The following is a 22,024-nucleotide window of genomic DNA, read 5'->3' as shown; positions in this document are numbered from 1 at the left end:
GGCCTCAGCCGACGAACTCGCGGAGGCTCGACAGGCTCTCCGGGCCGAGCCCGGCGACCGCCAGCAGCGCGTCGTCCGCCGCGCCGCGCACGTCGCTCTCGGTGACGTAGCCGGCGGTCCGGAGCTTCCCGGCGGTCTTCGGGCCGATCCCGGACACCTCCTCGAAGGGGACCTCCGGGTCGGTGTCGCCGCCGCTCTCCTCCGGGTCGCCGTCGTCCGTATCGCCGCTGCCACCGTCTGCGTCCCCGTCGCTCGGGGCGGCGAGCAGGTCCAGCGCCTCGCGGAGGGCGTCGGCCTTGTGTTTCGCCTTGCGGCCCTCCGCGCGCTCGTAGGCGGCGAGCCGTTCGCGGAGGCGGTCGTACTGGCCGGCGTCGCTCGGCGTCTCGGCGCCCGGTCGCGGCCGGTAGCGCGTCCCGAGTTCGGCGTCGAAGGCGTCGCGACGGACGAGCGTCGTGCCCCCGGATTCGTCGCGCAGGAGCACCACCCGCGCGTCGGTGTAGATCACCTGCCGTCGCTCGGCGGTGCGCTGGTCTTCGAGGACGAGTCCGATCGCCGTGCCGATCCTGTTGGTTCTCGACGGATCGAGGGTTGGGTCTGCCATGGTCGGGTTCGAAGCCGTGCCTGGTTGTTTCTCGGCGGCACGTACCCCGTACGATCGGCACGCTCTCGGGCGATTTGCGCCTGTCGATTCCGGACATCGCTGGTTGCGCGCCGTGGGCGGCGCGTCGGGCGAGTCAGAGCAGCGAGGCGAGGTGTTCGGGGTAGACGGTCACGCCGTCGAGCGCGTCGACCGACGTCCAGACCGCCCTGTAGGTCTCGTCGGCCTCGGGCTCTCTGCCCTCGAACTCGTCGCGCTCGTAGGGCCACGACTCCGCGAGCGTCACCTCGTAGAGGAACCAGATCTCGTGGCCCCGCTGACCGTCGAACGTGAACGTGTTCTCCAGGGTCTCCAGCAGGTCGGCCTCGGCGATCGCGACGTCGAGTTCCTCGTCGAACTCCCGGGCCAGCGCCTCGTCGCTCGACTCGCCGAACTCGATCCCGCCGCCGATCGGGCGATAGAACGTCTCGATGTCGTCGTCGTCCTCGCGGAGTCGACTCAGGAGCACCTCGTCCTCGCGTCGGGGAACGCCGACCGCTACCGGCCGGATGTCGCGCCAGCTCACGGGCCGCTCGCTACCGGTGTCGGTCGCATAATCGTTACGGGCGCGGACCGACCGTGGCGGAGGGCCGTGCCTTCGTCTGTGTATTCGGGAACATACAAAGTATACGCGAAACTCACGTCGAATGGAGGCGGAAACCGTGGACCCCCTACGGTCGTTCGACGCCGACCAGCGACAGTGGGCGCTTTCTGGAAGGTGTGCGAACGAGTGTCGCCCCACGGTAACGCTCTTGACGGACGCGAGAGACGGTGTGAACACGGCGATGGAGATCAGACACTTCTGCTGACCGGTCATCGGCCCTGGCGTGTCGTCTCCGGAAGAGGCGACCGCGTACGGGCCCGCTCGCGACGGTGTGACGGTTCGCTGTCGCCGTGACCGGCGACTGCTGACGGGTCGATAGCCCGGCCGCTGTCGGGCAGCGGTCCGGCGGCCGGGGCGGTGGTATCGCACGCAGACCGACACGATAGAGACATCCACACGAACATGAGACGACGAACGGGATCGACGGCGATCATCGCGGCGCGAGCGGACGAACGACCGGTCGACACCGAGGAGATACGAGCGTTGACAGAGGCCGCGGGCTACGAGGTCCGCGGCGCGGTGACCCAGGCCCGCGCCGAGGATCCGGGCACGTGCTTCGGAGTCGGGAAAGTCGCCGACCTCGCGGCACGCGCGGGGGAAGCGGACGCCGACCTCGTCGCCGTCGACGGGGAGCTGACGCCCCGGCAGACGGCCGCCATCAGGGAGGCGCTGCCCGACGGAACCGCGGTCTTCGACCGCTATCGGCTCGTGCTCGCCATCTTCGCCGACCGGGCGGGCGCGCGTCGGGCGCAACTGCAGACCGAACTCGCTCGGTTGAGATACGACCTCCCGCGACTGAAAGCGCGTTCGGACGTGCAGGGGCTGAACAGGCGCGCCGAGAAGGGGACGCCCCTCGACGGGGTGAAAAACCGGATCGCCGACCTCGAACGCAAACTCGCGGACCTCCCGCACCCGGCCGAGCAGCACCGCGCCGAGCGCCGCGAGCAGGGGTTCGACCTGGTGACCCTCGCCGGCTACACCAACGCCGGGAAGTCGGCGCTGTTGCGCCGGCTGGCCGACGACATGGCGGCCGAGGGGACCGCCGAGAGCGACTCGGAACAGCACCCCGACGCGGCGACGGTGACGGCGGCAGTGGGGGACCGGCTGTTCGAGACGCTGGAGACGACGACGCGGCGGGCGACGGTCGACGGCCGGCGCGTGCTGTGTACCGACACCGTGGGATTCGTCGCCGACCTGCCCCACTGGCTGGTCGAGTCGTTCAGCGAGACGCTCTCGGACGCCGCGGCGGCCGACGCGGTCGTCCTCGTCGCCGACGCGAGCGACCCGCCCCCAGAGTTGCGCGAGAAGGTCGGAGTCGCGCTGGACGTGTTCGACGGCCAGGGCGTCGACGGATCGGCCGTCGTCACGGCGCTGAACAAGGTCGACCTGCTCGACGACGCCGCGCTGGCCGAGCGCCGCGAGGCGGTCGCCGACCTCGCCCCCGAGCCGGTCCCGGTCAGCGTCCGCGAGGGGACGAACCTCGACCGCCTCCGCGCGGCGGTCGTCGACCGACTCCCGACCGAGCGCGCCGAGTTGCTGCTCCCCAACCGCGACGGCGCGATGGGGATCGTCTCGCGAGCCCACGACCGGGCGGTCGTCGAATCCGTCGAGTACGGGACCGAAACGGTCGCGCTGTCCGTCCGCGGACGGCCGGCGGTCGTCGACCGACTGCGAGCCGACGCCGACGCGCTCGACGGGTAATACTGTGGACGGTGCCGACGCGCTCCGGTTCGAACACCGTCCCCTCCGAGGTACCAACGCTCTTGCGACTGGCGACCGGAACGCCAGTATGAACGGCCGACCCGCCCGGGTCGCGACGGTCTTCGCAGTGGCTCTTTTGGCGGCCCTGAGCGGCTGCGCCGGATTCCCGGTCTCGGTCGGCGAGGAGACGCCCACGGGGCCGACGGCGGCGGCGCCGGACGTGGCGAACGGGACGGCGGCGACCGTGGTCGACGTGGTCGACGGCGACACCATCGACGTGCGGTACGCGAACGGGTCGACGGACACGGTGCGGCTGCTGGGGGTCGACACTCCCGAAGTCCACGCCGACACCGACCCCGCGGAGTACGAGGGCGTGCCGGACGACGAGGCGGGTGCGGCCTGCCTCGAATCGGCGGGGGAGGACGCCAGCGCGTTCGCCGAGCGGTGGCTGGCCGGCGAGCGGGTCACGCTGGTCACCGACCCGGCGTCCGACCGACGGGGTAGCTACGGGCGGCTGCTGGCGTACGTCCACGTGAACGCGAGCGGTGCGAACGGGAGCGTGACGGCCACCCGGAGAACCGCGACGGACGGCACCGCGACCGCGGCGAACCGCACGGACTTCACCTACCGACTGCTCGCGACCGGGCACGCACGGGTGTACGACAGCACGTTTCAGCGCTCGGAGCGGTACTACGCCGCCGAGTCGGACGCCCAGGCCGACCGGCGCGGACTGTGGCGCTGTCGGGACCCGAACGCGACCGTGGCCGACGGCGAGGGCGGCGCCTCGGACGACGGCGACGGCGGACCCCCATCCGGCGCGGACGCCCCGCTCGCCACCTCGGAGTCGGGACTGACGGTCGAGCGAGTCCACACCGACGCCGCGGGCAACGACCACGAGAACCGCGACGACGAGTACGTCGTGTTCGGCAACGACGGCGACGGGTCGCTGGCGCTGGGCGGCTGGACGGTCGCCGACGAGGCCGACCACACGTACGCGTTCCCGACGGGGTTCACGCTCGCGGTCGGCAAGACGGTGACGCTCCGCACGGGCTCGGGGACCGACACCGACGACACCCTCTACTGGGGCAGCGACTCGGCGATATGGAACAACGGGGACGACACGGTGGTCGTCGAACGCAGCGGCGAGACGGTCCTGCGACACGCCTACTGAGCGGCGACGGTGGGCGGGCACCGGATGCGACCGGCCGCCGGTCCCGGGACCGAAACGGTGACCCTCCGCGGGCGGGAAGGGCGACCATGCGCGCAGTCGTCCTCGCCGAGCACGGCGAACCGCTCGAACTCCGCGACGTGCCCGAACCCGACTGTGCCCCCGAGGGGGTCGTCGTCGAGACCGAGGCCTGCGGGATCTGCCGGAGCGACTGGCACGCCTGGCAGGGCCACGGCGACTGGGTCGACGACCGCGTCCCGACGGGGCAGGTGCTGGGTCACGAGCCGGTGGGGACCGTCCGCGAGGTCGGCGCCGACGTGGAGACGGTCGCGGTCGGCGACCGGGTGGTCGTCCCGTTCAGTCTCGCCGACGGCACCTGCCCGGCCTGCCGAGCGGGGCGACAGAACTACTGCGAGGGCGCGACCGCGCTCGGGTTCGGTCCGGCTGCGCCGGGGGCCTTCGCCGAGCGGTTTCACGTGCCCGCGGCGGACGTGAACGCGGTCCACCTCCCCGACGGCGTCTCGGCGGTCGCCGCGGCGAGCACGGGCTGTCGGTTCGTCACCGCCTTCGAGGCGCTGGACGCGACCGCCGACGTGGGCGGGGGCGACGCGGTGGTCGTCGTCGGCTGCGGCGGCGTCGGCCTCTCCGCGGTCCAGGTCGCCGCCGCGCTCGGTGCCGCGCCCGTCGCCGTCGACGTGCGCGACGCGCCGCTCGAACTGGCCGCCGAGGTCGGCGCCGTCGCGACGCTGAACGCCGACGAGGTCGACGCGCCCGCACGCGTCCGCGAACGCTTCGGCGGCGCGGACGTGTCGGTCGACGCACTGGGGTCGGGCGAGACGTTCCGGACGGCGGTCGACTCGCTGGGGAGCGGCGGCACGCACGTCCAGGTCGGGCTGACCGGCGACGACGACCGCGGCGAGGTCTCCCTCCCGGTCGACCGCCTGGTGCAGAGGGACCTGACGATTTCGGGCTCGCGGGGGATGCCCCCGCGCCGGTACGACGACATCTTCGCGATGGTCGACGCCGGGCGGGTCGACCCCGGGGCCTTGGTGACCGACCGCGTCGCGCTCGACGAGGTGCCCGACCGGCTGGCGGCGATGAGCGAGTTCGACACTGTCGGCGTCGAGGTCGTCACCGATTTCTGAGCGCGCGTCGCTCGTCCGCGGCCCCTCGATCGCCGCCGCCGCCGCCGGGCCGGCAACTATCCGGCCACCTCGACCGCCGTAGCCGGCGACCAACCGTGCGTTTCCGACGCGGAGCCGGCACGTATTGTCAGCGAACTATCGAGTCCCTTATGCCGGTTAGCGTCTTCCTACCCTCGACGACAACCGCGGGACTGCTCCGCGGCCTCCCTACCATGACACGAACATCTCTCTCCGGATCCGGAATCGAACTCGGTCGGCGCGTCGGGCGGGGCGCGCGTGACGGCGCCGGCGCCACGGGACGGCGCGGTCGGCGCCGCCGGCCCGCCGTTCGCGAGCGCGGGTGGCCGCCGGCTCGGGTGGTGAGTCACGACGGATGAGTGCGGACGGCCGCCCGGGCCGGAGCGAGGGTCACAGCCGCGTACTCGGGTTGAACGACGGAGTCGACGCGCTCCGGGAGAGCGCGGAGTTCCGCGGGCCCGTCGAACCGCTGGACGGCCACGAACACGCCAACGACCACTTCGCGCTCGTCTACGAGGGTCGCGAGGAGCGGTTCGCGGCGGTGGTGCCGTTCCTGCGACAGGGTCTCGAAGCGGGCGAGAAGTGTCTGTACGTCGGCGACGAAGGGTCGCTGGAGACGGTCGCCGACCTGCTCCGCGACCGCGCCGTCGACGTCGGCGGCGCGGTCGAATCGGGCGCCCTCGTCTTCGAGAGCGTTCAGGACACGTACCTCCGGGACAGCTCGTTCGATCCGGAGTCGATGATGGAGGTATACGGTGCCGAGATAGAGGCCGCCACGGCGGAGTTCGAGGCGCTCCGGGTGGTCGCCGAGACGGACTGGATCCTCGAGGAGGGCGTCCCGATCGAGGCGTTCATGGAGTACGAGAGCCGGATAAACGACCTGTTCGACGACGCCGACGCGATCGCGCTCTGTCAGTACGACCGCGAGCGGTTCCCGGCCGAGGAACTGATCGAGATCGTCCGCGTCCACCCGCACCTCATCTACGACACGACGGTCTGTCACAACGTCTACTACACGCCGCCCGCGGAGTTCTGCGGACCGGACCGACCCGAGAACGAACTCGACCGGATGCTGGGGACGCTGCGCGAGCGGGCCCGGGCGAAGGCGTCGCTCCACGAGCAGACGGCGACGCTCCGCAGACACCACGACCTCGTCTCGCGGCCGGACCGCACGTTCGCCGAGAAGCTCCGCCGGTTTCTGGAGGTCGGGTGCCACCACTTCGACCTCGATATCGGGTTCCTCTCGCACACGGCGGGCGGGGTGTTCGAACTGGTGGACGCGGTCGGCCCGCACGAACTGGTCCAGCCCGGGCGGACGGCGGACCTCTCGGGGACGTACTGTCGTCGGGTACTGGAGACCGACGGGGTCGTCGCCGTCTCGGACGCGCCCGCCGAAGACTGGCCGGGCGAGCGGGCCTACGAGACGTACGGCCTCGACAGCTACATCGGGACGACGGTGACCGTCGGCGGCGAGCGCTACGGGACGCTCTGTTTCGCCTCCCGGGAGGCGCGCGGTCGGCCGTTCTCCGAGGCCGAACGGACCTTCCTGGAGCTGACCGCCCAGTGGGTCGGCTACGAGCTCGAACGCGAGCAGCGCCAGGCGCAACTGGCCGCGCTCAACGAGATGAGCCGCGACCTGATGGACGCCGAGACTGAGGCGGCGATCGCCGAGGCGACCGTCGACCACGCGGCCGCGACGCTCGCGCTGCCGCTGACGGCGGTCGTCCGGTACGAGAGAGCGGAGGGGCGCCTGGGGACGGCCGCGCGGACCGAGCGGGCGGTCGACGAGCTCCCGACGGCCGCGCTGAGCGAGACGCCGTCGGGACCGCTCTGGGAGGCGTTCACGGCGGGCGAGACGCGCGTCGTCGACGACGTGGACGTATCGGGGGCCGGCGACGACGTGACCGAGATCGCGGCGGTGCCGTTGGGTTCCCACGGCGTGTTCGTCACCGCGACCGAGGCGTCCGGAGGGTTCTCCGAGGCGGCCCTGGAGTTCGTCGAGACGACGGCCGCGACGGTCGAGACGGCCTGCGGCCGGGCCGACCGCGAGCGGCTCCTCGCGGAGCGCGAGCGGGCCCTCGAGGAGCAGAACGACTCGCTCGAGCGGCTCAACCGCATCAACGACACCATCCGCTCGATCGGGCAGTCGCTCGTGGGCGCGTCGACCCGCGGGGAGATCGAGACGGTGGTCTGCGAGCAGCTGGCCGACGTGGGCCCCTACGAGCTGGCGTGGGTCGGCGACCACGACTCGGTCACCGGCGAGGTCACGCCCCGCGAGTGGGCCGGCGCCGAGAAGGGCTACCTCGACGCGACGACGGTCACGGCCGACGAACGGACGACCGGGCGCGGCCCCTCGGGGGAGGCCGTCCGGACGCACGAGCCGCAGGTCGTCAACAACATCGTCGAGGCCCCGGAGTTCGAGCCGTGGCGCCAGGCGGCGCTGACCCGCGGCTACCACGCCTCGATCGCCCTGCCGCTCGTCTACGAGGACGCCCTCTACGGCGTGCTCAACGTCTACGCCAACCAGCCCGGCGTGTTCGACGAGCTCGAGCGGTCGGTGCTGGCCGAGCTCGCCGACACCATCGCCTACGCCATCAACGCCGTCGAGAGCAAGCGGTCGCTGGTCAGCGACGAGGTGACCGAGCTGGAGTTCGTCGTCGGCGACGACGACCTTGGGGTCGTCGAAATCGCGTCCGAGACGGGCTGTGACCTCTCTCTGGAGGGGATCGTCCCGACTCCGGAGGGACGACCGAGAGTGTACGCCTCGACGCGCGGTGCCGCCGTCGAGGACCTCCGCGCGACCGCGGTCGACCTGGAGACGAGCGACGCGACGCTCGTCTCCCAGTACGAGGACGGCGACGAGCCGGTGTGTCTCTTCGAGGCGACGCTGGGCGAGCGGAGCCTCTGCGAGACGGCGCTGCGCCACGGAGGGCGGCCGCGAACGCTCACCGTCTCCGAGAGCGCCGCGACCCTCGTCGTCGAACTCGGGGCCGACGCGGACGTTCGCGAGTTCGTCGAGGTCTTCGCCGACGCCTACGCGGACACGGAGCTGGTCGCCCAGCGGAGCCGCGAGCGGCCGCGCCAGTCGCCGACGGAGCTGCGGGCGACGCTGACGGAGGAACTCACGGACCGACAGCTCGAGGTGTTACAGACGGCGTACTTCGGCGGCTACTTCGACACGCCGCGGGGCCGGACCGGGAGCGAGGTCGCCGAGTCGCTCGACATCGCGCAACCGACGTTCAACACGCACGTCCGCGCCGCCCACCGCAAGCTCTGTCGGCAGCTGTTCGAGTCCGGCGCGCCCGACGGCTGAGCTACCTCTCGCGCCAGGCGGTCAGACAGTCCCCGTCGCAGAAGGAGAGAACCGCGAACGACTCACCGTCACCGCGAGTCGTCGCCGGGAACCACGCCGAACCCGACAGCCGCGCGCCGCAGTGCGCGCAGGTCTCGAATCCACCGCTGTCGGCGGGCGACGCCACGGTTACCCGAGTACCACGTCGCAGTCAGTCGCGTCGTCGAGGACGACCGTCCCGTCGCCGGACACGGTCACGTCGTACCCGCAGTAGGCGAAAGAGACCCGTGTCGGCGCCGCCCCGTCGGCCGTCCGGTAGAAGGTGTCGAGCGCCTCCGGGTCGACGGCGTCGTAGAGCGGTATCGAGAGGTCGAGCACGTCCACGCCCACGCGTTCCGCGACCGCGTCGAGGACGGCCTCGCTGGCCGACTGGTCGTCGTCGATCCGGTAGGTGAACTCCGTTCCGATGGATGACTGCATCATCTACTATCGTCCAGGCACCGTTCGGGCAAAGCCGTTGTACCTCAGTGTGAAGCGTCGCCGCGAACCGGGGGCTATCAGTCTAGACGGCGCCGGATCGCCGCCGGGTCCGCGGGTCGAACGCCACAAGACCAATGTGGGTTCCAGTCGTCCCCGCAACACGAATGGCCCTCTCCGACGTGTTCCTCGCACCGCTCGGCCTCGCCGCCGCCCTCCTCGTGGTTCCCGTCGTCGTCCTCTATCTCATCCGTCCGGAGCCCGAGCGCGTCGAACTGCCCACGTTCCGCTTCGTCGCCGACGAACAGCGCCAGCGAGCGACCACTCCCCTGTTCGAGCGGATCTCCCGGAGTCTCCTGCTTCTGATCCAGATCCTCGCGATACTGCTCCTGGCGGGGTCGCTCGCCGCGCCGTACGTCCCCGTTCAGGAGCGGGCCGTCGTCGAGGAGACGGTGCTGGTCGTCGACACGAGCGCGAGCATGGCGACGACCGACGGCGACGGGACGCGACTCGACCGCGCGCTCGCCGCGGCTCGCGAGGAGGTGACGACCCGGACCTCCGTCGTGACGACCAGCGGCGGCGGACGGGTCCTCGTGCGTCGCGGCCCGCCCAGCGCCGCCCGCGACGCGCTCGGCGGTCTCGGAGCGACGGACGCCCCCGGCGACCTGCGGGGCGCCGTCGCGCAGGCGCGGGCGCTCGCCGAGGAGGACGTGCGCGTCGTCGTCCTGAGCGACTTCCAGGGCTCGGAGTGGGTCGACGCCGTCCGGAGCCTGCGCGCCCGGGACGTGAGCGTCAGCCTCCGGCAGTTCGCCGGGGGCGGCGCGGGCAACGTCGGCTTCGTCGACCGCCGGTTCGGCGGCTCCGAGGTGACGTTCTCGGTGCGGAACTTCGGCGAGGAGTCGGTCACGCGCACCGTCTCGCTGGGCGACAGCCAGCGGGAACTGGAGCTGGGCGGCGGCGACGTGGCGACGGTGACGTTCCCCGTCCCCGCGGGCGCGAGCGAGGCCCGGCTCTCACCCGGTGACGACTTCGCGACCGACGATGCGGTGTCCGTGGTCGCCCCCGAGGACCCGACGGTGGACACCCTCGTGTTGACCAACGACCGCAACCGCTACCTGACGACCGCGCTCTCGCTGGTCGACCAGGTCGACCTGACCGTCGACAACCCGCCCACGACCGTCGAGGACGACTACGACGTGATACTCTACAGCAACGTCGACGCCGACTCGCTGCTGCCCGGGAACGTCCAGGCGGGCCGCGACGCGGTCGCGAGCGGCGGCGGGGTCGCCGTCCAGGCCCAGGAGGAGATGCCCGACCGGCTGCGCGACCTCCTCCTGATCGAGCCCTCCGGGACGGACACGGCGCCGACGGTCCGTCGAACCACAGAGACCGCCCTGACGGAGGGCATCGACTTCCAGGCGCCCGACGAGTACCTGACCGGGTCGCTGCAGTCGGGCGAGACGCTCGTCGAGCTGCGCGACGGGACGCCGCTGATCGCGACCGACCGCCGCGACGGGGGCCGGCTGCTGTACTACGGCTACATCGAGGACCGGTCGAGTTTCAAGTACAACTACCAGTACCCCGTGTTCTGGAAGCGCGCCGTCTTCCACCTGGCCGGCCGGGAGCCCCTGTCGGCGCTGAACCACGAGACGGGCGACACCGTCCAGTTCGGCGCCGAGCGCGTCGAGGGGCCGTCCGGGCGCCTGTCGGGGCCCACGGTCACCGTCCGGGAGGCCGGCGTCTACACCGCCGGCGGGACCGCCGAGAGCGCGGCGCTGCTCTCCGAGCGGGAGTCGACCGTCGACGCCGCCGACCTGGGCGACCGGTCGGGGCCGGTCGGGAACGTCACGCGGTCGGAGACGCGGACGGTCCCGCAGCGAGTGACCGAGTTCGCGGCCGTCGCGGCGTTGCTCGTGGCCGTCCTCGAGGTCGGCTACCTGCGCCGGCGGGGTGAGCTGTGATGGCGGTCGCGCTGTCGGCCGCGGGGGCGGCCGCGTCGACGACCGATCCCTTGCCCTCGCTCCCGCTCGCGGTCTCGTACTCGGTCGACGGGCTGACCGTCGGCGTCGAGCACCTGTGGCCGCTTGCGGCGCTGCCGGTCGCCGTCGCGCTGCTCGCGTACCTGATCTTCCGCGGCGAGGGGGGATCCCGGTCGGCCTCGGCGCGGAGCCGGAAGCTGCTGTTCGCCAGCCGGCTGCTGGTCGTCGCGCTGCTGGTCGTCGGCGCGATGGGGCCGTACACGGTCCAGACGCGGGAGACGCCGGGCGAGCCGCGCGTGACGCTGCTGACCGACGAGTCGGCGAGCATGGGGCCGTTCCCGAACGCGACCGGCGACCTCGTGGCCGGGATCGAGGATGCGGGCGTCCCGGTGACGACCGCGACCGTCGGCAGCGGCGACGAGTCGCGGCTCGGCGACGGCATCGCCGCGAATCTGCGGGAGAACGGCACCGTCGTCGTCGCCTCCGACGGACAGGTGACCGGCGGGCGAAGCCTCGCCGCCGCCGCCGAAGACGCCAACGGCCTGAACGCGACCGTCAGCGCCGTCGAACTCTCGCCCGAGCGCACCGAGCGAGCCGTCGCCGTCGCCGGCCCGTCGACCGCGAGCGTCGGCCTCCCGACCGAGTTCGTCGTCTCCCTCTCGGGCGTCGAGGCCGACGACTCCGTTCCGGTCGCCGTCGAGATCGACGGCGAGGAGGTCCGAACGGGGCAGCTGGCCGCCGGGGAGTCGCTGGCGGTCAACCACACCTTCGAGTCGGTCGGCGACCATCGCGTGACCGCCAGGGTCGACGGCGACGACGTGTACCAGCGCAACGACGTCTTCTACCACGACGTGCGGGTCGTCGAGAAGCCGAAGCTGCTGTACGTCGCCCAGGGGGAGTACCCGCTGCGAGGGTATCTGGGGTCGCTGTACAACGTGACCAACGCCTCGTCGGTGCCCGGCGACCTCGACGACTACGCGGCGGTCGTGGTGCAGGACACGCCCGCCGGGGGGCTGGGCAACGTCAGCGCCCTGCAGGAGCACGTCATCGACGGCGGCGGGCTCGTGTCGGTCGGCGGCGAGAACGCCTACCAGCGGGGCGGCTACGGCGAGTCGCCCATCGCGGCGATGCTCCCGGTCAGGATGGGCAACGCGACCGGCGGCCGGACGAACATCGTCGTGCTCGTCGACATCTCCGGCAGCGCCGAGGAGGGGCTGTCCACCCAGAAGGGGATCGCCCTGGACGTGCTGGACCAGCTGGGCGACCGCAACCAGGTCGGCGTCGTCGCGTTCGGCGGCGAGGCCTTCCGGATCGCCGACCGCCAGCCGCTCGAGGACGCCCGCGACGCGGTCGCCGAGCGGATCCGCCGGCTCCAGACCACTCGCGGCGGCACCGACATCGCCGTCGGCCTGCTGGGCGCGGCCGACATGCTCGGCGACAACCCCGGGACGGTCATCCTGCTGTCGGACGGCGCCGACGACGTCGAGCGACCGGCGGCGGTCGCCAGCCAGCTCGGCCGGGAGGGCGTCCGCGTCATCACCGTCGGCGCCGGCGACCGGGTCGACGAGGGCACCCTCCGTCGGATCGCCCGGGAGTCCGGCGGCTCGTACTTCGCGGCGAACGAGACCAGCCGCCTGCGCCTACTGTTCGGCGGGAGCTCCCGACAGTTCCGCGGCCAGAACCTGACCGTCGTCAGACAGAACACGTTCATCACCTCCGGGGTGACGCTGACGGCCAGTCCCTCGCAGGCCAACGACGTGGCGGTCAAAGCGGGCGCGGACTACCAGGTCGCGACCGGTGAGGGGACGCCCGCGATCGCCTCCTGGCGCTTCGGGCTCGGTCGCGTCGTCTCGCTGACCGCCTACGGCGATTCCGGCGGACTGGACGGCCTGCTCGACCGACCGGACTCGCTGGTCGTCACGAAGTCGGTCAACTACGCCATCGGCGACCCGGCGCGGGGCCGGACCGGCGTGACCGACGTGAGCGACGCCCGCGTCGGGAGCCCGGCGACGCTCACCTACCGCGGCGACGAGCGCCCGACCGTCGCGAACGTCACCTTCCGGCAGGTCGCCGAGCGGACCTTCCGCGGGGAGTTCACCCCCCGCGAGGCCGGCTATCACGAACTGCTCGACGCGACCTACGCGGCCAACTACCCGGTCGAGTACGCCCGCCTGGGCGTCGACCCCGACCTCGAACGGCTGGTCGACGTGACCGGCGGCCGGGAGTTCGGTCCCGACGAGGGCGCCCGGATCGCGGAGTTGGCCCGCGAGCAGTCGACGCGTGTCCGCTCGGTGCGAGACGCCTGGGGCTGGGCGGCGCTGCTCGCCGCGCTGGTCGTCTTCTCAACCGAAGTGATCGTCCGGCGAGTTCAAGTGTATCGCGGCCGCACCTCACTCACGAGTGGTCTCCCATGAGCGCAGTCGGCCGTAAGATCAGTCTGGGTCTGGTCGCCCTGGTCGTCCTCACCGCCTCGGGCGCGGCGGGCGCGACCGTCCTCTATCAGGACTCGGCCCAGCAACTCCGGTCCCAGAGCGACGCCCTCCGCACCGAGAAAGCCCAGCTGACCACGCGGCTCAACGAGACCCGGACCGAGCTGCGGGCGACGCGCCAGCGGCTCAACGAGACGCGGGCGCAGTTGAACACCCGGACCGAAGATGTCGACCAGGTCGCCGGGGCGCTCAACCAGACCGAGCGCCAGCTCAACACCACCGAGGCCCAGCTCGCGCAGACGCGCGAGCAGCTCGCGAACGCCAACGAGAACATCTCCCGGCTGGAAGGCGAAGTGGCCGACCTCGAAGAGAGCCGCGACGAGCTACAGTCGCAGGTGTCGGACCTCCGGGACCGCCGCGACCAGCTGCAGTCGCAGGTGTCGGACCTGCAGAGCGAGGTCGACGGTCTCGAAGCGGACCTCTCCGAGGCCGAGGACCGCGCCGAGGCGCTACAGACGCAGGTCGACGAACTGGAGGTGGCGCTCGACGAGCGCGACGAGCGCATCGACGACCTCGAATCGAACGTGAGCAGCCTCCGGTCCGAGGTCGAGCGGGACGAGGAGACCATCGCGAACCTGGAGGAGGACGTGGCGAACCTGGAGGAGCAGGTGCGCTCGCGCGAAGTCCTGCTCAACGCGAAAAACGAGACGATCGACGACCTCGAATCCGACCTGCGCGAGCTCTGTTCGAACGGCGAGAGCCGGAACGCGACGGCCTGTGAGGGGTATCGATGACCGAGCCGTCGGACGGTAGAGGCGGGCCGAACGGTGAGGCCGGGCCGGAGGGCGACTCCCGCGAGCGGATGGACGCGGCGGTCGCCGAGATCCGCCGGGAGGCATGGAAGGCGGCGGTGACGGCCGCGGCCGTCGTGGCGGCGGCGGTCTTCCTCGGCGCCAACCTCGTCCTCGCGGCGCTGGACCCGGCGTGGCTCCCGGCCAGCCTCCCCGTCCCGACGGCCCTGACGGAGTCGGTCGGCTCGGCGCTCGGCCGGGACCTCGGGACGGTCGCAGTCCCGGGATCCGCGACGGTGGCCGCCGCTGCCGGCGCAGTCGCGTTCGCGGCCGCGGTGTGGCTGCGGGTGCGCGAACCCCTCGTCGAGCAGTTCGAGGCGGTCAATCCGGCGGTGTCCGAGAAGCTGCGGACCGCCAGGGACGCCGTCGAGGCGGACGCCGACTCGCGGATGGCCCGCCGGCTCTACGACGAGGTGCTGGCCGACCTGCGCGAGAGTTCGGCCGTCGGCTTGCTGAACGTCGGTCGGCTCGGCGCGGTGGCGGTCGTGATCGCCGCGCTGAGCCTCGCGACCGTCCAGGTGGCCGTCGTCGACCTGGCGCTGTTCGACCGGCCCGAGCCGACGACGGACGGTTCGGCGGACGAGCCGAACAACTACACCGGGTTGCTCGACGGCGACCGCGTCCTCGGCGACCGCGAGTCGGTCTCCGCGGGCGACGACAACCAGACCGCCGAGATCGAGTCCTCCGGCGGCGGCCGCGACGTCGAGGACGACCGCACGTTCCCCGACCGCGAGTCGAGCGGCGCTTCCGGCGGGAGCTCCGGCGGCGTCGACAGCCAGCAGGCGGAGTTCGCCGCCCCCGAACAGGTCGAGGACGCCGACCTCGTCCGCGAGTACAATCGCCGCATCCGCGACGGGAGCGGAGACGACGAGGACGGAGACGACGCCACCAACTGACCCTCCTACCATGCAAGACGAACCCGATACGGACGACGTGGACGCACTGCAGGCGAAACTCGCGACGGCCCGCGAGGAGGTCGGCGAGCGCATCGTCGGCCAGCGCGAGGTGCTCGAAGGACTCTTCGTGTGCATCCTCGCCGACGGCAACGCCCTGCTCGAATCGAACCCCGGCCTCGGCAAGACGACGATGGTCCGCACCGTCGCCGAGGTGACCGATCTGGCCTTCTCGCGGGTCCAGAACACCCCGGACCTGATGCCCTCGGACATCACCGGGACCGAGATCATCCGCGAGACCGACGACGGCCGCGAGTTCGTCTTCGAGAAGGGGCCGATCTTCGCCAACGTCGTGCTCGCCGACGAGATCAACCGCGCGACGCCGAAGACCCAGGCCGCGCTGCTGGAGGCCATGCAGGAGCGACAGGTCACCGCCGGCGGCGAGACCTACGAACTGCCCGACCCGTTCTTCGTCCTCGCCACCCAGAACCCCATCGACCAGGGCGGCACCTACGCCCTCCCGGAGGCCCAGACCGACCGCTTCATGTTCAAGCTCCTGGTCGACTACCCCGAAGCCGACGAGGAGCGCGACATCGTCGACCTGTACACCAGCGGCAGCCAGCAGGTCCCCGTCGAGCAGTCGCTCACCCGCGCGGAGATCCGCGAGGCCCAGGCGCTGGTCCGCGAGGTCCCCATCGCCGAGGACCTGCGCGACCGGGCCATCGACCTCGTCCGGCGGACCCGCGAGGCCGACGAAGTCGAGTTCGGCGCCAGCCCCCGCGCGAGCATGGCGCTCGTCGTCGCGTCGAAGGCCAGAGCCTTCCTCCGCGGGCGCAACCACGTCTCGGCGGAGGACATCGAGGCGCTGGCGGCGCCCGTCCTCCGCCACCGCATCATCCTCGACTTCCGCGCCGAGCGGGACGGACAGACCCCCGACGACGTGATCGCCGACCTGCTGGAGTGACCCGTGGCGATCGACCCCGACTTCCTCGACGAACTCGACCGCTTCGACGCGGCGCTCGACCGGGAGACCGCCGCCGTCCGCCAGGGCGAACAGCAGTCCCCCCGCGTCGGCGAGGGGCTCACGTTCAGCGACTACCGCAGGTACTCCCCCGGCGACGACACCCGCCTCGTCGACTGGAAGCTGTTCGCCCGCACCGAGGAGTACTACATCAAGCAGTTCGAGGAGGAGCGCAACCTCACCGTCCACGTCCTGCTGGACGCCTCCGCGTCGATGGACTACGGCGACGGCGAGAGCCACAAGTTCGAGTACGCGGCGAAGATCGGCCTGGGCTTTTGCTATCTCACGGCCGAGGAGCACAACGACTTCCGCTTCTCGACGATGGGCGAGCGCTCCGAGCGGCTGGACACCGGGCGGTCGAACCGCGGCGAAGTACTGGAGCTGATCGACCAGATCAACGACCTCCGCCCGGAGGGCGAGGCGGACTTCGAGACGGTCCTCGAAGCCTACGCCGACCGGATCCGCTCGCGCTCGCTCGTCGTCGTGCTGACCGACTGCCTCGCCGAACCCGAAGCCATCGAATCGGGCGTGTCGGCGCTGGCGCGCAACGAAGTCGACGTGTTGCTCGTTCGCGTGATGGCCCCCGACGAGCGCGACCCCGACGTCGTGGGCGACGCGCTGTTCGCGGATCCGGAATCGGAGACGACTCGTCGGTCGTATTTCAGTCAGTCGCTGGCCGACACGTATCGCTCTCGGCTGGACGCCCACGTCGACGAGGTGAACGAGCGGGTGACCGCGCTCGGTGGCGAGCACGTGGTCGTCGATACCGGCGACGAGTACTTCGACTCCTTCGCGAGTGTTTGGTTGGGGTGAAGTTGCAGGAGGGTAACGCGGGAGGCAGGCATCAGTGGAGCGAACGTGAAAATATAAATCAAATGCCGTTTGTCGATACGATGTGTATCAGTATATTCCGGACGAAATCGACAGAGTCCGGGCGGACTATCAGGCGGAGAAGCAGGGCGCAGAGGACAAGGACGCGAAGCGAGTCGGCAATCTGGGAGAGCTGGCCTTCGAGCAGTTCTGTCGCGAGTATCTGCCGGCGGAGATGTGGGAGTGGGAAAACGAGGACGCGATCCGCCGCTGTAATCCTGAAAGCTTCTCGGCCCACGATTTCGAGGTCTTCGGGTACGAGGTCGACGTGAAGACCTCCCGGGACGTGGCTGCGTTCCTGCCGAAGTCGCTGATCGAGAACGATTCGGAGGACGACATCATCGTCATGGCGTGGCACCGGGACAACGAGGATTCGCTGATTCTGCTCGGCTGGGAGCACGTCCAGACGCTGCAGTCGAAGGTCCAGACGCAGGCGGAGTTTTCGGGGAACGAGCCGGAGAAGTTGAAACACCTGGCATCGAGGCCGATGAACGATCTGCAGGACCTCGGGCCGAACATGGCGAACATGAACCAGAAGCCCGAGAACCCCTTCGAGCCGGGTGACCGGGTGGAGAAGAAGGGCGAGGCGGACCCGTCCGTCGGAGTCGTCGTCGAGGTGCTGCCGCCGGAGACGCAGATCGAACTGTACGGGCAGGAGTTGGATGGCGAAGGGGTTCGGGTTGCGTTCCCGAGTTCGCTGGACGAGGGTCCCGCGGATTGGCGGGAGTTCGACCGGGCGCTGCTGTCTTCCTACTGTGACGATCAAGACATCAGCCTCTACACCTACAAGCACGACAACCTGAAATTCGCCGAAAATCCGTTTACTGTAGGAGATTACGTGATCAAGCCGTCGTATAGCGACCCCGACGTTGGGGTCGCCGTCGAGGTTGGAGAAGAGGTAACCGTCACGTTCGAGCGCCAACTCGGGGGCGAGGTCGAGCCAGCAAATCTCAAGGACCACTGCGACGAGAACGAGATATCGACGTACAGATTCGAACACTCCGTTCTCGAATTCGCCGATACATAGGGTTTCGAGTCAGATCGCCATTGCACGGCTTCCGCAAGGGAATATTCCGCTGTGCGGATCGCGGTTCTGCGCCAAGAATGAGTTGGTCCCAATTGGCGATTGAACTACGCGAATTTAAATACGGAATGGGGTCGGAGAGGATTTTCACCCGATGCGAGACGGTCGCTCACTCCGTTCGCGCTGCGACTCGCGTGGTTCAAATCCCACCGAGACATCCGTCGCGCCTCACGGTTGGCGAGCACACGAGGTGCTCGCCGAGTAGTTCGGCGCAGAAGTATGGGGTCGGAGGGACGTTTCACCCCCGACGCTCCCGCCCTCACGGGTTCGGGCGGTCGCGGGGTGCGTTCGCGCGCGGCGGACACTGCCACGCGCTCACCCTCCAACCCCATCGCGCCCACTTCGTGTGGCGCGTGAGGTCATCGGCCCGCCATCTCCGGACGGGAGATCGCGCCTCAGGCCACCAGCGGAGTCTGAGCGGTGGAAACAGCACATGGACTTCAATCCAAATCCTGACCGCGATCCTTCAGAGGTCGTACAGCTACGGAAAGCCCGACGTGACTTCTTGAACCACAAAAAGGAAACCCAGAAAGAATCGACCGCTCGCGCGTACAAATATCCCACTAAGAGTTTTATCGAGTTCTGCGAGAATCATGGCATTGAGGTTCCGGGTGACGTAAACGGCTACGTCATCGAGAACTGGAAGCAGAAACGGCAAGACGAAGTCAAACCAATCACTGTCCACAACAACGTCAAACATCTTCGGGTGTTCATCAAGTGGCTGGAAGGCGCTGATCTCGTTGAGTACGGGACCTACGACAAAATCGAGGTTCCGGCTGTACCCGGTGACGGGAAGGTCAGCGATGAAGTCCTTCGAGCCGGGGAAGCCGAAAGTGTCCTTGCCTATCTGAACACCTATCATTACGCCAGTCTGTATCACGCGCTCTTTCAGACGATGTGGTACACCGGCTGTCGAATCAGCGGCGCCATGTCCCTTGATCTCGATGATTTTGAGCCCCAAGAACACGGAGATAACGTACTCCGGTTCAAGAACCGTGAAGCAGAGGGGACGCCACTGAAGAATGGGAACAAGAGCCAGCGGGCGATCACTATCCGCGACCCGTTAGCCGAAACGCTCAAAGACTACATCTCTATGCGGCGGGAAGGCGCGACCGACGAGAACGGACGAGAACCATTATTCACCGTCCCAAGTGGTCGTCTCTATCGACAGCGCGCCTACAAGAACATTGTCGCAATTTCTCGGCCATGCGTTCACGGCGGGAACTGCCCGCATAGCCGGGTAATTGACGACTGTGAGGCGGCACAAAACAAGGAACAGTCACCGTCTTGCCCTTCCTCCGTGTCGCTGCATCCAGTTCGGAGAGGATCCATCACGAACCATATCAACGAAGGCTGGCCCAAGGAAAAACTGTCCGAGCGGGTAGATGTGTCAGTGGAAGTCCTCGACAAACACTACGACGCCCGTACAGAGGAGAAGGCGAGAAAGAATCGACGACAGTATTTAGAATAGGAATCAAATCATCTCGTAGTTCTATCGTACCAATCATCCATTAATTCCCTTCGGGGGCCGCAGATTAGGAGATAATTCACATCGTATTCTACTGTGTTTCTCTCCTCATTTGTTTTCGACAGCGGCCACATTAGTCCTTGATACGGGTATGTTTCGCCATGTTTCGCCGCACGCACAGATTGGATGATGTGGCTTCGTAGACCCCAATTATCGACAGAAGTGTCGCCACGGAACTTGATATTGTTTCGTTCACCAGATACTTCGATATAGGTCTGCCCGGCTCTGTTGAAATCCTATTCTTCAAACATATTCTCACCTGAAACAGCCGGTTGGTGGGAACTGCGAACTTAGCACGAATCAATTTCGTTGTCCTCGATAATCTCTTGGGACAAAACGGGTGACTGCTGAAGGAGTTGTCTGGCTTCTGCACTCGTATCAGGAATGGCTGTCTGGGTCATCTGAGGGGGGTGTTCCGGGGTGAATTCTTTCTGTGTTGTTCCGGTACTGGCCGCGATAGCAAAGGCTCGATACTGAAGTGCAACGCTCCACTGGGCCTCGCAAGCTAAGCGTTCGGCATTGAAGTTCGCAACCCCGGGTCTGGGAAGTTTGATGACAATCACGCGAAAGTCCGTCCCATTGGGACCGCGATAATCGCCACGGATGTGAGATTCCGCAGTCAGTGGTGCGGGAACGACATCCCCGGTATCGAGAAGCGTCCAGTCATCCCCTTCTTCGGGAAGAACTTCTCTGACAGACAGTTCCGGTGTTTGCGTCGCCTTCTCGGTGGTAGAACTAATTTTGGGAGGAGAGCGATTTCTGGTTGTGGTTTCGTTCGGTTGCGACCTCGTTGGACGTTCTGGGCTACTTTCCTCGAAAGAACACCCAGATAGCGCAACAAGGCTCGCAAGGCCGGTAAGAACCGTCCTTCTCCGGCATTGATACATGATCCTCGTATATGGCATATTCGATAAAGGTCTTGTGTCATTTCACTCGCTATGATGAGCGCTCCCCTCATCACCTGTACTGAGCGATTGAGGGAGCGAAACCATCAATTACTGAGGATTTCAACAGAGCCAACTCACCCAATTTTCCTCGGACAGATCCTGAAACGCTCGATCCCTGCTCAATTGTGACCTGATTCACATCGCCATATAATTCTGAATAGACTTGCTCTACAGTACCCTTTGAAGCATACATCACGTGCTGGTGTCGAGTCATATTTCCTAAGATTATCTGGATACTGTGAATACATTAGTGGATTCCCCCGAATCGGAGAGGGCCATGCTCATCCACGACAATTACTTACATGGAGCGTCCAAATCTCCGTCACCGCAACACGACGCGCTGGTCGAAATGAGAGCGTTCAAATCAAACGATGGAATCTCCAGTCTGATATATAAGGGACGAGGAGCCGATGGACTGCAGTCTGGCGATTATCGAACGTGGACGAGGGAATATGGGGTCGGAGGGATTTGAACCCCCGATCGACTGATATCTCCGGTAGCGCCTCGGAACCCCAGAGGGTCATCACAGGGTCAGTGATCAGCCGACCCGTTCAGTATATCAGCTGGAGTGTCGTCCCGGGCGCCGTTGCCTCTGGAGTCAGTCGCCATGCCGGACTTGGCCACGACCCCGCCTGCATCACCGGATAAGCCCAATCGCACTAAAGGGGTTTCGGTCTCTGCCGATGGCGGTGTTCAGATAAGGATGAAGAGTGAGGCGGTACGTTTTCAAAGTGATCTATGCCCGAAAACGACCGCCTCGGTGGATGTTTGGACGAGATTGACTTAGCGTTTGTTGAACGCGAGGCGACACCGAAGCTGCTGATGAAGCTCAGTATTCAGCTGCATCTTGCTGGACTTTCGCTTTCGAATACTGTTTCGTTTCTAGAGGTATTCGGTGTCAATCGTGCTCGTTCGACCGTTCACAACTGGGTTCACAAGGCCGATCTACAGCCGGAGGCTGGTCGGTCACCGGATCACGTTGCGGTTGACGAAACCGTGATCCGGATCGACGGCGAGCAGTACTGGCTGTACGCCGCCGTCGATCCCGATTCGAACGAATTACTCCACACGAAGCTTGAACCGACGAGAACGAACGCTCTCGCCGAGATGTTCTTCGGTGAACTCCGCGAGAAACACGATGTCGACGATGCCGTGTTTCTCGTCGACGGCGCCACTCCGCTGAAAGAAGCCTGCGACCGACACGGCCTCGATTTCAGATACGAACGCCATGGAAATCGCAACAGCGTCGAACGTGTCTTTCGCGAGGTAAAACGCCGAACTAATTCGTTCTCAAACTGTTTCAGTCATGTCGATCCAGCAACCGCCGATGACTGGCTTAGCTCTTTCGCGTTCGCATGGAATCGGCTTATCTGAACACTG

The 22,024-nt window shown here is 67.9% G+C and carries 18 protein-coding genes and 1 tRNA gene; 13 read left to right on the top strand and 6 right to left on the bottom strand.

What is annotated here, in order from left to right:
- Positions 1-4: 4 nt before the first annotated feature.
- Both HZS55_RS15160 and HZS55_RS15155 read right to left on the bottom strand, forming a co-directional pair.
- The gene (locus HZS55_RS15160; RefSeq protein WP_179908426.1) at positions 5-601 is read right to left on the bottom strand and encodes a helix-hairpin-helix domain-containing protein; all 597 of its coding nucleotides are present in this window, start codon (positions 599-601) and stop codon (positions 5-7) included.
- A gap of 133 nt (positions 602-734) precedes the next feature.
- On the bottom strand, positions 735-1,163 hold the full coding sequence (locus HZS55_RS15155) for an NUDIX hydrolase (RefSeq protein WP_179908425.1): 429 nt from the start codon (positions 1,161-1,163) through the stop codon (positions 735-737).
- Between the two features lie 480 nt (positions 1,164-1,643).
- Here HZS55_RS15155 and hflX point away from each other — a divergent pair, with 480 nt between their 5' ends.
- From hflX to HZS55_RS15135, 4 genes are all read left to right on the top strand, one after another.
- A complete protein-coding gene (gene hflX / locus HZS55_RS15150) occupies positions 1,644-2,942 on the top strand; it encodes a GTPase HflX (protein WP_179908424.1) in 1,299 nt (432 codons plus the stop codon).
- An 88-nt stretch (positions 2,943-3,030) separates the two neighbouring features.
- Entirely contained in the window at positions 3,031-4,113 is a 1,083-nt protein-coding gene (locus HZS55_RS15145) for a lamin tail domain-containing protein (protein WP_179908423.1), read from the top strand.
- 86 nt (positions 4,114-4,199) lie between these two features.
- Positions 4,200-5,255: an alcohol dehydrogenase catalytic domain-containing protein gene (locus HZS55_RS15140; protein ID WP_179908422.1), complete on the top strand. Its 1,056-nt coding sequence runs from the start codon at positions 4,200-4,202 to the stop codon at positions 5,253-5,255.
- Between the two features lie 373 nt (positions 5,256-5,628).
- Positions 5,629-8,586: an MEDS domain-containing protein gene (locus HZS55_RS15135; protein ID WP_179908421.1), complete on the top strand. Its 2,958-nt coding sequence runs from the start codon at positions 5,629-5,631 to the stop codon at positions 8,584-8,586.
- A gap of 1 nt (position 8,587) precedes the next feature.
- Here the strand turns inward: HZS55_RS15135 and HZS55_RS23120 are convergent, their stop codons facing one another.
- Entirely contained in the window at positions 8,588-8,752 is a 165-nt protein-coding gene (locus HZS55_RS23120) for a DUF7576 family protein (RefSeq protein ID WP_449405175.1), read from the bottom strand.
- Positions 8,753-8,754: 2 nt separating this feature from the next.
- Positions 8,755-9,048 carry a HalOD1 output domain-containing protein gene (locus HZS55_RS15130; protein ID WP_179908420.1) on the bottom strand — a complete coding sequence of 98 codons (294 nt, stop codon included), beginning with the start codon at positions 9,046-9,048 and terminating at the stop codon, positions 8,755-8,757.
- Positions 9,049-9,209: 161 nt separating this feature from the next.
- Here HZS55_RS15130 and HZS55_RS15125 point away from each other — a divergent pair, with 161 nt between their 5' ends.
- The 8 genes from HZS55_RS15125 to HZS55_RS15090 all read left to right on the top strand — a co-directional run bounded on the left by HZS55_RS15125 (position 9,210) and on the right by HZS55_RS15090 (position 19,640).
- A complete protein-coding gene (locus HZS55_RS15125) occupies positions 9,210-11,003 on the top strand; it encodes a DUF7408 domain-containing protein (protein ID WP_179908419.1) in 1,794 nt (597 codons plus the stop codon).
- The gene (locus HZS55_RS15120) at positions 11,003-13,435 is read left to right on the top strand and encodes a VWA domain-containing protein (RefSeq protein WP_246308274.1); all 2,433 of its coding nucleotides are present in this window, start codon (positions 11,003-11,005) and stop codon (positions 13,433-13,435) included. Before HZS55_RS15125 ends, HZS55_RS15120 begins: the two co-directional genes overlap by 1 nt.
- The gene (locus HZS55_RS15115; RefSeq protein ID WP_179908418.1) at positions 13,432-14,244 is read left to right on the top strand and encodes a chromosome partitioning protein; all 813 of its coding nucleotides are present in this window, start codon (positions 13,432-13,434) and stop codon (positions 14,242-14,244) included. Before HZS55_RS15120 ends, HZS55_RS15115 begins: the two co-directional genes overlap by 4 nt.
- Entirely contained in the window at positions 14,241-15,197 is a 957-nt protein-coding gene (locus tag HZS55_RS15110; protein WP_179908417.1) for a DUF7502 family protein, read from the top strand. Before HZS55_RS15115 ends, HZS55_RS15110 begins: the two co-directional genes overlap by 4 nt.
- A 10-nt stretch (positions 15,198-15,207) precedes the next feature.
- Positions 15,208-16,158 (top strand): AAA family ATPase, encoded by a 951-nt coding sequence (locus tag HZS55_RS15105; protein WP_179908416.1) that lies wholly within the window; start codon positions 15,208-15,210, stop codon positions 16,156-16,158.
- 3 nt (positions 16,159-16,161) lie between these two features.
- The gene (locus HZS55_RS15100) at positions 16,162-17,028 is read left to right on the top strand and encodes a DUF58 domain-containing protein (RefSeq protein WP_179908415.1); all 867 of its coding nucleotides are present in this window, start codon (positions 16,162-16,164) and stop codon (positions 17,026-17,028) included.
- Positions 17,029-17,110: 82 nt separating this feature from the next.
- Entirely contained in the window at positions 17,111-18,112 is a 1,002-nt protein-coding gene (locus HZS55_RS15095) for a hypothetical protein (protein WP_179908414.1), read from the top strand.
- A 490-nt stretch (positions 18,113-18,602) separates the two neighbouring features.
- Entirely contained in the window at positions 18,603-19,640 is a 1,038-nt protein-coding gene (locus HZS55_RS15090; RefSeq protein ID WP_179908413.1) for a tyrosine-type recombinase/integrase, read from the top strand.
- Between the two features lie 347 nt (positions 19,641-19,987).
- Here HZS55_RS15090 and HZS55_RS15085 read toward each other — a convergent pair whose 3' ends face one another.
- Positions 19,988-20,584, bottom strand: a complete 597-nt coding sequence (locus HZS55_RS15085) for a hypothetical protein (protein WP_179908412.1) — start codon at positions 20,582-20,584, stop codon at positions 19,988-19,990.
- Positions 20,585-21,097: 513 nt separating this feature from the next.
- Positions 21,098-21,274: transfer RNA gene (locus HZS55_RS15080), tRNA-Trp, on the bottom strand.
- Positions 21,275-21,382: 108 nt separating this feature from the next.
- On the opposite strand from HZS55_RS15080, the gene HZS55_RS15075 reads away from it, so the two are divergent.
- Positions 21,383-22,018 (top strand): IS6 family transposase, encoded by a 636-nt coding sequence (locus HZS55_RS15075; RefSeq protein ID WP_179907913.1) that lies wholly within the window; start codon positions 21,383-21,385, stop codon positions 22,016-22,018.
- Positions 22,019-22,024 lie beyond the last annotated feature (6 nt).

Source organism: Halosimplex rubrum (assembly GCF_013415885.1).
GTDB classification, from domain to species: Archaea; Halobacteriota; Halobacteria; order Halobacteriales; family Haloarculaceae; genus Halosimplex; species Halosimplex rubrum.
Note: the sequence above shows the minus strand (reverse complement) of the source record. Positions and strands in the feature narration are given on the sequence as shown.